The following is a 13,455-nucleotide window of genomic DNA, read 5'->3' as shown; positions in this document are numbered from 1 at the left end:
CGGTGGGCGGCGGCATTTCCGAAACGATCGATGCCTTTCACCGGGGCCGGTTTCACATCATCCAGCCGAAGGGCAGGGGGCACCGGGCCGGAATGGACGCCATGCTTCTGGCGTCACTGGTGGCGGACGATCGCGCCTGCCGGATCGCCGATCTCGGCGCGGGTGCGGGAGCTGCCGGCATGGCAGTTGCGGCGCGGCTCGAAAAGGCCGAGGTGACGCTCTACGAACGCGCGCCGGAAATGGTGCAATTTGCCCATCGCAGTCTCGAATTGCCCGAAAACGCTGCTTTTTCCGCCCGTGTCAGCGTGCGCGAGGCCGATGTGACCCTGCGAGCGAAAGCACGCATTGAGGCGGGATTGCCCGATGACTATTTCCATCACGTCATCATGAACCCGCCCTATAATGACGCAGGCGACCGCCGCACGCCGGATGCCCTGAAGGCCGAGGCCCACGCCATGACGGAGGGTCTGTTTGAAGACTGGATCAGGACCGCGGGTGCGATCATGGTTTCGGGCGGGCAGCTTTCCCTGATTTCAAGGCCGCAATCGGTGGCGGAGATCATCGCCGCCTGCGGCAGCCGTTTCGGCGGCATCGAAATCACCCTCATCCATCCGCGTGCCCGTGAGGACGCGGTGCGCATGCTCGTCACCGCCATCAAGGGTTCGCGTGCGCGGCTGTCCTTCCGCGCACCGCTCATCATGCATGAAAACGGCAGTCACGCCTTCACCCCCTTCGTGGATGACCTGAACAATGGCCGCGCCGCCTATTCGCGTAATGTAAGGGCAATCCGGCCGGCGCCATAAATATCGGGGTTCCGCCAGCCGCAAACCATTGTGTTTTGCGGGGCGATACATACATCCGTGACGAACGGATAAATGCTGCGAGGATTGAATAGTGGGTTTTTTGAAGTATCTGGTGCCGAAACGCTTTCGTAAAAAAGAGCTCGTCATCCCGGTGGTGCGCATGCATGGCGCGATCATGGCCGGCGGCAACCAGTTCCGCCCCGCGCTCAATCTCGCCTCCTACGCCCCCCTTCTGGAGAAGGCCTTCGCCGTCAAGGATGCGCCGGCCGTCGCCATTTCTCTCAACTCGCCCGGCGGTTCGCCGGTGCAGGCAAGGATGATCTATAACCGCATCCGCCAGCTTGCCGAGGAGAAGGAAAAGAAGGTTCTGATCTTCGTGGAGGACGTTGCAGCCTCCGGCGGTTACATGATCGCGCTTGCCGGCGACGAGATCATCGCCGATCCCACCTCCATCGTCGGTTCGATCGGTGTCGTTTCCGGTGGTTTCGGTTTTCCGGAAATGCTGAAGAAGCTCGGCGTGGAGCGCCGTGTCTATACGGCCGGCGAGAACAAGGTCATCCTTGATCCCTTCCAGCCGGAAAAGGAAGGCGATATCGACTACCTGAAGTCGCTTCAGGTCGAAATCCACAATGTTTTCATCGACATGGTCAAGATGCGCCGCGGCTCGAAGCTGAAGGACGATGAGGCGATCTTCTCCGGCCTGTTCTGGACCGGCATGCGTGGTCTCGACCTCGGCCTGATCGACGGGCTGGGCGACATGCGCGAGATTCTGCGCCGCCGTTACGGTGAAAAGGTCAAGCTCCAGCTCGTTAGCGGCGGGCGCTCGCTGTTCGGCAAAAAAGTGCCGGGCGTGAATACGGCCCTCGGCCTCAATGCCGAAAGGCTCGCGGCAGGCGCCGTCTCGGGGCTTGCGGAAGTTGCCGAAGAAAAGGCATTGTGGTCGCGTTTCGGTCTATGATGTCGCGGGAATAGAGCCTTATGGCGCAGCTTATTACAATCATTCTTCTGGTGGTGGGATCCGTCATCCTTTACCGCCGCTTCGTCCGCGATGCGGAAAAGCTTTCCGCGAAATCGAAACAGCGCGAGAAGGAACGCGAGACCGGCGCCATCGGCACGCTGATCAAGGACCCGGAAACCGGCGAATACCGCGTGAAGCGCGAGGATGAGACGTAAGGCGGCGTCGAAGCGCATAAATCCTTGACCCCTTCGCCATGCCGTGGCACCAGTCCGCATCCGAAGTAAGTAAGTGCTTACTTCTCCTCCTAACGCCGCGATGACTGCAATGACCGATATTCCAGACCATATGAACCCCAAGCGTTCCTTTCAGGCGCTTATCCTGACGCTGCACAACTACTGGGCCGACAAGGGCTGCGCGGTGCTGCAGCCCTACGATATGGAAGTGGGCGCGGGCACGTTTCATCCGGCGACGACGCTCCGCGCGCTTGGTCCGAAGCCGTGGAAGGCTGCTTATGTGCAGCCGTCGCGCCGCCCGTCCGACGGCCGTTACGGCGAAAACCCCAACCGCCTGCAGCACTATTACCAGTATCAGGTCATCCTGAAACCCAACCCGTCCAATCTGCAGGAACTCTATCTCGGTTCGCTGAAGGCGATCGGCCTCGATCCGCTGCTGCATGACGTGCGCTTTGTCGAAGACGACTGGGAAAGCCCGACGCTCGGCGCCTGGGGTCTCGGTTGGGAATGCTGGTGCGACGGCATGGAAGTGTCGCAGTTCACCTACTTCCAGCAGGTCTGCGGCATCGAATGCTCGCCGGTTACGGGCGAGCTGACCTATGGTCTGGAACGCCTCGCCATGTATGTTCAGGGCGTCGACAATGTCTACGACCTGAATTTTAACGGCCGCGAGGGTGAAGAGAAGATTTCATATGGCGATGTCTTCCTGCAGGCCGAGCAAGAATATTCCCGCCATAATTTCGAATTTGCCGATACGGCCATGCTGCATCGCCATTTCATCGACGCCGAAAAGGAATGCCTGGCGCTTCTCGCCGCCGGTGCGCCCGGTGATAACGACAATCAGCGCCTGCATAAATGCGTATTCCCGGCCTATGACCAGTGCATCAAGGCAAGCCATGTCTTCAATCTTCTGGATGCACGCGGCGTGATCTCGGTGACGGAACGCCAGAGCTATATTCTGCGCGTGCGCACGCTGGCGAAAGCCTGCGGCGAGGCCTTCCTGCTGACGGATGCGGGCGGGCTGAACTGGAGCCGGGCTGCCTGATTTTTGGTGGTAAGCTGTTGTCCAAAGTTTTGATGAATTTGAAAGGCCGTTCTTGACGGCCTTTTATTTTGTGTGGATTGGTATGCTGAATAAAGCGATGGGTTTAACCGTGAATAATATTAGAAATTTCTGTTTTTTATTTGTGCTTACACTCGGATCCATTCTCGGCAACAGCGCGGCTGCGGAAACGACGGACTGGATGAGCGGCAACGATGCCTTTGCCCGTGCCGACAAGCTGCGTTCTTTCGGAATGATCGTCACCCGCATGGAGTGCAAGGATAGCGGCCAGCGCTCTCTCGATGTGGGCAGCGCGCTCGTCCGCATGCACTACACGCGCAATACGAAAATGCTCGACTGGGTCATAGACGGCTGGAATCATCTGGAGGGAAACAAGGAGTATTGGGCCGAGCGAGGCTACAGGCTTGCCTCCTATACTCTTTTTGTACGCAAGGTATCCGGTCTGAAATTATATTGTACCGTCTTTTATAAATAACGGGTGTTTGCTTACCGCAGCGTGTCGCTTCCGGCAAAAACGGACAGAATGAGCGAAGCCCCATGACTTTGCGGTAATGAGCGGCTATCGTGCGCGCAACGAAGCTGGGAATCGCAATTCATGTTCATCACGCTGGCAATCATCGCGGCAATCGCGCTTTATGTCGTCTTCATCTATAACGGTCTGGTCAAGGCGCGGCAGATGAAGGAAGAGGCGTGGTCGGGCATCGACGTGCAGCTGAAGCGCCGAGCCGATCTCATTCCCAACCTCATCGAGACCGTGAAGGGTTACGCGGCGCATGAAAAAAGCACCTTCGAAGAGGTGATCGCCATGCGCAACCGGGCGCAGGCCGTGCCGGCGGGGGATGTTGAAGGTCGTGCCCAGGCCGAAGGGCTGCTGTCGCAGGCGCTCGGCAAGCTCTTTGCGCTGGCCGAAGCCTATCCCGATCTCAAGGCCAATACGAACTTTCTGGAATTGCAGCGGTCGCTGGAAACCATCGAAGGTGAACTCCAGATGTCGCGCCGTTATTACAATGGCGCTGCCCGCGATCTCAACGTCAAGGTGGAAAGCTTCCCGTCCAATCTGGTTGCAGGCCAGTTCGGATTTTCCAAGGCGCCCTATTTCGAGATCGAGAACCCGGCCGACCGCGCCGTGCCGACCGTGAAATTCTAAGCGCATTGCTTCTTCGGCGGCTTAAAACCTCCCGTTCAAATTCCGATAATCCGGCTCTTCGCCGCATTCTTTGACAAGACGACAATCATGATCGAACTGACCATTACACCGCCCGGCCACCCGCTTTCCGGCAAGGTCGAGCCGCCCGGCTCCAAATCCATCACCAACCGCGCGCTTCTGCTGGCTGGCCTCGCCAAGGGCAAAAGCCGGCTGACCGGTGCGCTGAAAAGCGATGACACGCTTTATATGGCCGAAGCCCTGCGCGAGATGGGCGTCAAGGTAACCGAACCGGATGCCACCACCTTCGTGGTGGAAGGCACCGGTGTTTTGCAGCAGCCGGAAAAGCCGCTTTTCCTTGGCAATGCCGGCACCGCCACGCGGTTCCTCACTGCGGCGGCAGCACTTGTGGATGGCGCCGTCATCATCGATGGCGACGAGCACATGCGCAAACGCCCGATCATGCCGCTGGTGGAAGCCCTGCGCTCCCTCGGCGTCGAAGCGGAAGCGCCGACCGGCTGCCCGCCCGTCACCGTCTGCGGCAAGGGCACAGGGTTCCCGAAAGGCAGCGTCACCATCGACGCCAACCTCTCCAGCCAGTATGTGTCGGCACTTCTGATGGCTGCTGCCTGCGGCGACAAGCCTGTCGATATCATTCTCAAAGGCGAGGAAATCGGCGCGAAGGGCTATATCGATCTCACTACATCCGCCATGGAAGCTTTCGGCGCGAAGATTGAGCGGGTCAGCAACGCCATCTGGCGCGTGCATCCGACGGGTTACACGGCAACCGATTTCCACATCGAGCCGGATGCCTCCGCCGCCACCTATCTCTGGGGCGCGGAACTTCTGACCGGCGGTGCCATCGATATCGGCACGCCCGCCGACAAATTCACCCAGCCGGATGCCAAGGCCTATGAGGTCATGGCAAAGTTCCCGCATCTGCCCGCCGAAATCGACGGCTCGCAGATGCAGGACGCTATTCCCACCATCGCGGTTCTGGCCGCCTTCAACGAGACGCCAGTGCGTTTCGTCGGCATCGCCAATCTGCGCGTCAAGGAATGCGACCGCATCCGCGCTGTCTCGCTCGGCCTCAATGAAATCCGCGACGGTCTGGCGCATGAAGAAGGCGACGACCTGATCGTGCATTCCGATCCGGCTCTCGCGGGCCAGACGGTCGATGCTTCCATCGATACCTTTGCCGACCACCGCATCGCCATGAGCTTTGCGCTCGCGGCGCTGAAGATCGGTGGTATCGCCATCCAGAACCCCGCCTGCGTGGGCAAAACCTATCCCGCCTACTGGAAAGCGCTCGCCTCGCTGGGCGTCGACTATACCGAAAAGGAAAGCGCTGCCGAGCCGCAGCACTGAAGCCATTGAGGAGGGACCGCCCGTGAAGACCATCGCCGCAAGACTTCTCGCGTTGTTCGTCTTCCTGGGCGCGGCCTTCCCGGCTTTTGCGGAGGAATTCATCCGCTCCTACCATTCCGTCATCGAGGTGGCGGCGGATGGCAAGCTGGCGGTGACGGAAACCATCACCGCCCGCGCCGAGGGCCGGAACATCAAGCGCGGCATCTTCCGCGATTTCCCGCTTTATGCGTTGGATGCGAACAACCGCCGCACCAAGGTGGATTTCAACGTCGTTTCGGTGGAGCGCGATGGCGCGCCTGAAAACTGGCGCACCGAAAATATCGATGGCGGCATCCGCATCTATACCGGCAGCGCCGACCGCTTTCTGCCGACTGGTGAGCATATCTTCCAGATCACCTATACCACCGCCCGGCAGATCCGTTATTTCAGCGATTATGACGAGCTGACCTGGAACGTCACCGGTAATGGCTGGCAATTCCCCATGGGCGAGATTTCCGCGACCATCACTCTGCCGCAGGGGGTCAAGGCCACGGATACCGCCGTCTTCACCGGCCCGCTTGGCGCCAAGGGCAAGGATGCGCGGATTCTGAACGAAGGCAACGAGGTGTTCTTCGCCTCCACCCGCCCGTTTTCGGTGGGCGAGGGCATGACGGTTGCCGTCAAGCTGCCCAAGGGCGCCATCGCCGCACCTGATACCTCGCAGGAGGCAGGCTGGTGGCTGCGGGATAATCTCGCCATTCTGCTTTCGGGCGGCGGGCTTTTCGCCGTGCTCCTCTATTATCTGAGGGCCTGGTTCGCCGTCGGCCGTGATCCCGCAAAAGGCGTAGTCGTGCCGCGCTGGGATGCGCCGGAGGGGCTTTCCCCGGCTCTGGTCAACTATGTCGATAACCGCGGTTTTTCCGGCGCGGGCTGGACGGCGCTCTCCGCCTCGGCCCTTGATCTTGCGGTGAAGGGTTTCGTCGTTCTGGAAGACCTGAAGAACGCCATCGTCATCAGGCGCACGGAAAAGGCAACCGCTGCCGATCTGCCGACCGGGCAGAAGACGCTGCTTGCCTCCATCGGCGGTGCGGGGGAGACGCTGACCATCGACAAGGCCCATGGTGCGGAGGTCGAAAAGGTCGGAACGCAGTTCCGCGCGGCGATAGAGAAAGAACATCGCGGCAAATATTACCGCAGCAACGCCGGTTACACCGTGTTCGGCATCTTCTTCAGCATCGCCATCATCGTTGCGACGCTGGTGTTCGGCGATCTCGATGAAAGCGCCATTGCCGCCGTTCTGGTTTTCGGCTTTTTCGCCTTCTTCTTCAGCATCCTGTCGATCGGCATCGGCCGGCAGTTCTCGCGTGGCGCACCGCTGCGCAAACGCATCGGCGGCATCGTCATGCTGGCCTTTGCCGGTTTTGTGGCCTTTTCCGCCATCGGCGGCATTGCCACGCAAATCCTGCTGGATGTGACACATGACGCCAAGTCGCTGGCGCTGGCCGCCATTGGCGGCATCGTGCTCACCAATGCGCTTTTCCTGTTTTTGATGGGCGCGCCGACGCCGCTTGGCCGCAAGCTGATGGATGGCATCGAAGGTCTCAGAACCTATCTGACGCTGGCGGAAAAGGACCGGATGAATACCGCGGGTGCCCCCGCCATGTCGCCGCAGCATTTCGAGAAATTGCTGCCCTATGCGGTGGCGCTCGGCGTCGAGAAACCGTGGAGCCGCACCTTCGAGGCCTGGCTTGCGACTGCCGCTGCCGGTGCCGTCGCGGCTAGCTATGCGCCCGGCTGGTATTTGGGCGGCAATTACGGCAGCTTTGGCGACAGGATCGGCGGCTTCTCCACCTCCATGGCAAATACCATCGCCTCCACCATTCCCCAGCCCGTCAGTTCCTCCGGTTCCAGCTTTTCCGGCGGTGGCGGTGGTGGTTTCTCCGGCTCGGGCGGCGGCGGCGGTGGCGGCGGCGGCTGGTAACGCCCGCCGGCGGTAATTTAACCGAATGCCTTGGTGACTTTTGCCGCGTTGCTTGCTAAGCCGACCGCAATCGTCCGACAACAGATAAAGTCCTGATCCCATGCCTGATCTTCTGCTTGAACTCCGCTCCGAGGAAATCCCCGCCCGCATGCAGCGCAAGGCGGCTGGCGATCTGAAGAAACTCGTCACCGACGCGCTTGTGGAGAGAGGGCTGACCTATGAGGGTGCGCGCGAATATTGGACGCCGCGCCGTCTGACACTGGATATTCGCGGCCTCAACGCCCGCTCCGCCGATGTGCGCGAGGAAAAGAAGGGGCCGCGCACCGATGCCAATGAAAAGGCCATCGAGGGCTTTCTGCGCGGCGCTGGCCTCAACGATATCTCGGAAGCGCAGGTCGTTTCCGATCCGAAGAAGGGCGATTTCTATATCGCCATCATCAACAAACCCGGCCGCCCGGCGGAAGAGATCATCGCCGAGGTGATGCCCGGCATCATCCGCTCTTTCCCCTGGCCGAAATCCATGCGCTCCGGCCCGGCCTCCATGCCGAAGGGCTCGAGCTATGCTGGCATTGAAGGCAAGGGTTCGGAGAGCCTGCGCTGGGTGCGCCCGCTGCAATCCATCGTCTGCCTGTTCGGCCCCGAACATGACGAAACACAGGTCATTCCCTTTGTGATCGACGGCATCGTTGCCGGCAACGTCACCTATGGCCACCGTTTCCATGCGCCCGGCCCGATCACCGTGCGCCGTTTCGAGGACTATGTCTCGAGCCTTGAAAAGGCGAAGGTCATTCTCGATGCCGAGCGCCGCAAGGATATCATCCTGCACGACGCCAAGGACCTTGCTTTCGCCAATGGTCTCGACCTGGTGGAAGACGAAGGCCTGCTGGAAGAAGTTTCCGGCCTCGTCGAATGGCCACAGGTGCTGATGGGCACCTTCGAGGAAGACTATCTGCAAATCCCGGCGGAAATCATCCGGCTTACCATCAAGACCAACCAGAAGTGTTTCGTCACCCGCGCGCAGGGTGCGGAAGAGGGGCTTTCCAACCGCTTCATCCTGATCTCGAATATCGAGGCAAGCGATGGCGGTAAGGAAATCATCCATGGCAATGGCAAGGTCGTGCGCGCCCGCCTTTCGGATGCCCGCCATTTCTGGAACCGCGACCAGGGCGATCTGCCCGATCTGGAAACGCTGAAGGAATCGGCTGCGAAGTTCGGCCTCGATCTCAAAAAGCCGCTCGACCAGCGTATGGCCAAGCTCGATGCGCTCAATGTCACCTTCCATGCCAAACTTGGATCGCAGGGCGAGCGTGTAACGCGAATTCGCGAACTGGCGAAGGCGCTGGCCCCGGTCGTCGGCGCCGATGCCGCTCTGGTGGACCGCGCTGTGGTGCTGGCGAAAGCCGACCTGCGTACCGAAGCTGTCGGCGAATTCCCCGAGCTTCAGGGCCTGATGGGCCGCAAATATGCGACGCTGCAGGGTGAAAACGAGAGCGTGGCCGCCGCGATCGAAGACCATTACAAGCCGCAGGGTCCCTCCGACCGCCTGCCGGCCGATAAGGTGGCGATTACGGTCGCTCTGGCCGACAAGCTCGACACGCTCGTCGGTTTCTGGGCCATTGATGAAAAGCCGACGGGTTCGAAGGACCCCTTCGCGCTGCGCCGTGCGGCGCTCGGCGTCGTGCGCATTCTGCTCGAGAAAAACGTGCGCCTTTCGCTGCTGAGCGTTGCGAAGGATCCGGACCTTCTCTCCTTCTTCCATGATCGCCTGAAAGTCTACCTGCGCGACCTTGGCGCGCGTTACGATCTGATTGACGCCGTTCTGACGCCGGAATCCGACGATCTGCTGATGATCGCTCGCCGTGTCGAGGCGCTCACCGCCTTCATCACCGGCGAGGACGGCCGCAACCTTCTGGCAGGCGCCAAGCGGGCCACCCAGCTTCTGGCCGCCGAGGAAAAGAAGGGCACCGTGGTGGCCGATGGCGTTTCGGAAGAATTGTTGAAACTCGATGCCGAAAAGGCGCTCTATGCGGCGATCAGGACCGCGTCTGCAGATGCTGCGAAGGCTGTTGCGGGCGAAGATTTCCGCTCGGCCATGCAGGCGCTTTCGACGTTGCGCGCGCCCGTGGACAAGTTCTTCGAGGATGTGCTCGTCAATGACGAGGATGCGGCCATCCGTGCAAACCGTCTGGCGTTGCTGAAGGCCATCCGCGAAGCCACCGGAACGGTTGCGGATTTTTCGAAGATCACGGGGTGAGGGGTTTCGGGGTAGCCGTACATGTCAGTGTGCGCGGTTCACCCCCCTCTGTCCTGCCGGACATCTCCCCCACAAGGGGGAGATCGAATCGTGGCGACCTCTAGATTATCTTTATGTTACGGCTTTGGCGGGGAGTGTCCCACTTGCCGATCTCCCCCCTTGTGGGGGAGATGTCCGGCAGGACAGAGGGGGGTACTTTGAGGCTTGCGCTTTCGCAGGATGACCTACCATTGACCCACACGCCTCCCAAGATTCTCATCAGCGCCTGCCTCCTCGGCCAACCCGTACGCTATGACGGCAAAGGCAAACCCTTCTCTCACCCGGCAATCGAGCGCTGGCAGAGCGAGGGCAGGCTGGTGACAATCTGTCCGGAAATGGCGGGCGGCATGCCCGTGCCGCGCCCGCCGGCGGAAATCGAGAAAGGGGCCTCCGGTCTCGATGTGCTGGAAGGCCGCGCCCGTGTGCTGGAAGTAACCGGCGGCGATGTCACGGCTGAGTTCATCGCCGGTGCGGAAAAGGCGCTCGCCTTCGCCAGGGCCAATGGTTGCACCCACGCGCTTCTGATCGACGGCAGCCCGTCATGCGGGTCGCTTGCGATTTACGATGGTTCGTTTTCTGGCGTTAAACATGCGGGCAATGGTGTGACGGCGGCGCTGCTCGAAAAGGCCGGTATTGCCGTATTTTCACCTGCCGATATTGACCGGCTGGATGCGCTTTCTCGTTGAGACGAGGCCACGCAGACACGGCATGGCTCATTTCCGAACGTGCTGATACTCTCCTCCGTCATTCTCGCCCTTGAGGCGAGATCCATTCCCCGCTGAAGATGTGGGTGGGTCGAGCCCGAGGATGACGCCGAATGTGTGGGGAACATGTTGGAGAGCACGCAAAAATGCCGGGTCTGTGCCCGGCATTTCTGTTTCAATCGCATGAGACCGTTCGTGGTCACCCCGCCATGCGCATCTCGTGCGCCATGCCATGAAGCTGATGGCCGGAGGAGACGCGGAAGCCGCGGATGAGGTTCAGCAGCTCTTCGGTATCCACCGCCAGCGCTTCCGCCGAAGCCGTGGTTTCTTCCGCCATGGCGGCATTGTGCTGGGTGGCAACATCGAGCTGGTTGAGCGAGGAAGAGATCGATCGCAGCGTCGTATCCTGTTCGGCAGCCGAATGGGCAATCTTGCTGACGATCTCGTTGGCGGATTTGATCTGGTCCGAGATGCGCTTCAGGGCATCGCCGGCCTCGCCGACAAGCCGCACGCCATTTTCCACCTGGGCGGAAGAGCGGGCGATCTGGTCCTTGATCTCCTTGGCGGCGGCGGCGGATTTTTGCGCCAGTTCGCGCACTTCCTGCGCCACCACGGCAAAGCCCTTGCCAGCCTCACCGGCACGCGCCGCTTCAACACCGGCATTCAGCGCCAGAAGGTTGGTCTGGAAGGCGATGTCGTCGATCACGCCGATGATGTTCGAAATCTGGTCGGAGGACTGCTCGATACCGCTCATCGCGGTAATCGCTTCTTCCACCACCCGGTCGCTGCGCATGGCTTCGGAGCTGACGGTGGTGACGCGCTTGGCAGCGTCGGCCGCCCCTTCCGCCGTCTGGCGCACCGCGACCGTCAGCTCGTCGAGCGCTGCGGAGGTTTCTTCCAGATTGGCGGCCTGCCGTTCGGTACGCTGTGAAAGCTCGTTTGAAGCCTTGCGGATTTCTTCCTTGGAGCCGCCAATATCGATGCTCTTGGAGTTCACCTTGGCCATGGCGGCATCGAGATGGGTCAGCGCCTCGTTGAAATTGTCGCGCAGCGCCGCGTAACGGCTGCCAAGATCGCCGCAACGCACGGTCAGATCGCCGCCAGCGAGCTTCTCCAGGGACTCGCCGATGGTGGCGACGACGCGTGCCTGCAATTCGGCCTCGTCACGCTGCATGTCGAGATTGTTCTGGCGCTCGGCATTGAGCTGCCGCTGCTGTTCTTCCTCACGGCGCTGCATGGCGTGGCGCTCGCGCACCTTGTCCTGAAGCGAGGCGGTGGCCTTCGCCATCATGCCCACTTCGTTGGTGAGGCCGGTATGGGGAATGGCAAGCGAGACGTTCTCATTGGCCACTTCGCCAAGCGCGCGGTGGATGTCGCCGAGCGGCTTCGAAATGCCACGGATGACGTAGAAAGCGGCGGCAAGCGCCAGCACGAAGATCAGCGCGCCGATCGACAGCGCCTTCATCACATCGCCGCGAACCTGCGCGTTCAGATCATCGATGTAAACGCCGGTCACGACCACCACCTGCCAGGGCTCAAAGGCAAGGGCATAGGAGCTCTTGGCGTAATCATTGCCTTCCATACCGGGCTTCGGGCCGTAGAAATCCGTTTGGCCGCCGCCATTGCGGCCAAGCCGCACCAATTCGTCACGATAGGCGAAACCCTTGCTGTCAGGCTTGCCCTTGAAGCTTTCGCCGACGCGCTTGGCATCGGGGTGGAACTTCATCGTCACGTCGTAGTCGTAACCGAAGAGATAGCCGTCGGGAGTGAAGCGCATGGCGCTGACAGTCGCGTAAGCCTGCTTCATGGCCTCGTCGCGCGAAAGCGTTCCGGCCTTTTCCTTGTCGTGGAAGGATTGCAGGATGGAGATCGCCGATTGCACCTGCGTCCGCAGCATGCCGTAGCGTTCCTCATAGATAGCATCGGTGGCGGATTTCAGCTGGTAAAACGTCGCCACGGCGAAGGCGGCCATCAGGGCCACCACGAGAACGATCAGTTGACGGGAAATGGAAAGGTTCTTCATGGGCGCTCACAAGCGTTTGGAATCGCGCGCCTGAAAATGCCGCGCGGTACCGATGTTTCAGAGAAGGGAGAGGCGCATGATGCGCGATAAAAGGCCAGAAAAGCGCGTGTCCCCGCCGTGGCCTCATCCTGTGCTGCATCGCACTATAAACCCACTTAGCGGCTAAAAATTTGAATAAATATTTAATTAGCGAAGGCTTTATCAGGCCTTATAGGCAGAATACGCGGCGGAGAAAGCAACATTCCCCGCATGGTTGCAGCGTCATTTCGGGAATACAGCGATGACGCGATTATTTGACGTTCGTCATCAAAAACGTCTTCGGCCGGTCAGTTGCCGCGCAATTTGAAATCCGGGAACTGGGGCGCGCCGATCACCGAGGCGCTGGCAGGCTCGGCTGCATTTTCGGTGGAAAGTTCCTTGACGGCTGCCGTGGTCGTCGTCACGTCGATGCCGGCCGGTGTCGAAACCGTCTCAACCGGATGTGCCGCGGGTTCCGACTCGTCATAGGTCGCGATGGCGGTGCTGGAGGTTTCCGTCATCCATGCGGGATTGGTGCTGACGAAGGTGACGGGCGCACCGCCAAGCCAGGCTTCGGTGCGCACCAGGGTGCGCTTGCCGTCGACTTCGCGCATTTCCGTGTGCTGCGTGCCAGGCTCAATGGAGGGAACGGCATAACCTTGTGTTGCGGCTTTGCCCTTCACGGGCTGGCAGCCCGCGCAATCACGACGAACGAAGCTGCCATTGGCCACGTGCACGCCGTTTATATATTCGATCGAAGATGCCATCGCCGACCCGCCGGTCAGCGCGATAACAGCTGTCAGAAAAAGACGATGCATCGAAAACCCCCGAAATGACGGCGCGGCCTCGTGATCGAGGCACAGTGCGCCATTCAATATTCCGGCAAGT

The 13,455-nt window shown here is 60.5% G+C and carries 12 protein-coding genes; 10 read left to right on the top strand and 2 right to left on the bottom strand.

All coding sequences use genetic code 11. The annotated features are described in order from the left end of the window. The first annotated feature begins 2 nt into the window (after positions 1-2). The 10 genes from V6R85_RS04660 to V6R85_RS04615 all read left to right on the top strand — a co-directional run bounded on the left by V6R85_RS04660 (position 3) and on the right by V6R85_RS04615 (position 10,508). The gene (locus V6R85_RS04660; protein ID WP_111833698.1) at positions 3-803 is read left to right on the top strand and encodes a tRNA1(Val) (adenine(37)-N6)-methyltransferase; all 801 of its coding nucleotides are present in this window, start codon (positions 3-5) and stop codon (positions 801-803) included. A gap of 88 nt (positions 804-891) precedes the next feature. Continuing rightward, positions 892-1,761: a S49 family peptidase gene (locus tag V6R85_RS04655; protein ID WP_035212555.1), complete on the top strand. Its 870-nt coding sequence runs from the start codon at positions 892-894 to the stop codon at positions 1,759-1,761. Positions 1,762-1,781: 20 nt separating this feature from the next. Continuing rightward, positions 1,782-1,976, top strand: coding sequence for an NfeD family protein (locus tag V6R85_RS04650; RefSeq protein WP_003503256.1), 195 nt, complete (start codon positions 1,782-1,784; stop codon positions 1,974-1,976). A gap of 100 nt (positions 1,977-2,076) precedes the next feature. Beyond that, positions 2,077-3,039: a glycine--tRNA ligase subunit alpha gene (locus V6R85_RS04645; RefSeq protein ID WP_162695459.1), complete on the top strand. Its 963-nt coding sequence runs from the start codon at positions 2,077-2,079 to the stop codon at positions 3,037-3,039. Between the two features lie 52 nt (positions 3,040-3,091). Continuing rightward, on the top strand, positions 3,092-3,532 hold the full coding sequence (locus V6R85_RS04640) for a hypothetical protein (RefSeq protein ID WP_111833697.1): 441 nt from the start codon (positions 3,092-3,094) through the stop codon (positions 3,530-3,532). Between the two features lie 120 nt (positions 3,533-3,652). Then, positions 3,653-4,204 carry a LemA family protein gene (locus tag V6R85_RS04635; RefSeq protein WP_020813593.1) on the top strand — a complete coding sequence of 184 codons (552 nt, stop codon included), beginning with the start codon at positions 3,653-3,655 and terminating at the stop codon, positions 4,202-4,204. A gap of 87 nt (positions 4,205-4,291) precedes the next feature. Further along, positions 4,292-5,569 (top strand): 3-phosphoshikimate 1-carboxyvinyltransferase, encoded by a 1,278-nt coding sequence (locus V6R85_RS04630; protein WP_003503247.1) that lies wholly within the window; start codon positions 4,292-4,294, stop codon positions 5,567-5,569. Between the two features lie 22 nt (positions 5,570-5,591). Continuing rightward, positions 5,592-7,529 (top strand): DUF2207 domain-containing protein, encoded by a 1,938-nt coding sequence (locus V6R85_RS04625; RefSeq protein ID WP_099085637.1) that lies wholly within the window; start codon positions 5,592-5,594, stop codon positions 7,527-7,529. A 100-nt stretch (positions 7,530-7,629) separates the two neighbouring features. Continuing rightward, positions 7,630-9,783 carry a glycine--tRNA ligase subunit beta gene (gene glyS / locus V6R85_RS04620; protein WP_111833695.1) on the top strand — a complete coding sequence of 718 codons (2,154 nt, stop codon included), beginning with the start codon at positions 7,630-7,632 and terminating at the stop codon, positions 9,781-9,783. A gap of 230 nt (positions 9,784-10,013) precedes the next feature. After that, positions 10,014-10,508 (top strand): DUF523 domain-containing protein, encoded by a 495-nt coding sequence (locus tag V6R85_RS04615; protein ID WP_003503242.1) that lies wholly within the window; start codon positions 10,014-10,016, stop codon positions 10,506-10,508. Between the two features lie 217 nt (positions 10,509-10,725). On the opposite strand, the gene V6R85_RS04610 is transcribed toward V6R85_RS04615, so the two are convergent. After that, on the bottom strand, positions 10,726-12,549 hold the full coding sequence (locus V6R85_RS04610) for a methyl-accepting chemotaxis protein (RefSeq protein ID WP_003503241.1): 1,824 nt from the start codon (positions 12,547-12,549) through the stop codon (positions 10,726-10,728). A 326-nt stretch (positions 12,550-12,875) separates the two neighbouring features. Continuing rightward, entirely contained in the window at positions 12,876-13,385 is a 510-nt protein-coding gene (locus V6R85_RS04605; RefSeq protein ID WP_111833694.1) for a plant virulence effector HPE1-like domain-containing protein, read from the bottom strand. Between the last annotated feature and the right edge of the window lie 70 nt (positions 13,386-13,455).

It is taken from the genome of Agrobacterium sp. CCNWLW32 (assembly GCF_037083425.1).
Classification (GTDB): Bacteria; Pseudomonadota; Alphaproteobacteria; order Rhizobiales; family Rhizobiaceae; genus Agrobacterium; species Agrobacterium radiobacter.
This window is presented reverse-complemented; position numbering and strand designations above follow the sequence as displayed.

Bases quoted from the DNA above. Each gene is read 5' to 3' on its own strand.
- V6R85_RS04650 (WP_003503256.1), top strand. From the start codon at position 1,782: ATGGCGCAGCTTATTACAATCATTCTTCTGGTGGTGGGATCCGTCATC.
- V6R85_RS04645 (WP_162695459.1), top strand. From the start codon at position 2,077: ATGACTGCAATGACCGATATTCCAGACCATATGAACCCCAAGCGTTCC.
- V6R85_RS04635 (WP_020813593.1), top strand. From the start codon at position 3,653: ATGTTCATCACGCTGGCAATCATCGCGGCAATCGCGCTTTATGTCGTC.
- V6R85_RS04630 (WP_003503247.1), top strand. From the start codon at position 4,292: ATGATCGAACTGACCATTACACCGCCCGGCCACCCGCTTTCCGGCAAG.
- glyS (WP_111833695.1), top strand. From the start codon at position 7,630: ATGCCTGATCTTCTGCTTGAACTCCGCTCCGAGGAAATCCCCGCCCGC.
- V6R85_RS04610 (WP_003503241.1), bottom strand. From the start codon at position 12,549: ATGAAGAACCTTTCCATTTCCCGTCAACTGATCGTTCTCGTGGTGGCC.
- V6R85_RS04605 (WP_111833694.1), bottom strand. From the start codon at position 13,385: ATGCATCGTCTTTTTCTGACAGCTGTTATCGCGCTGACCGGCGGGTCG.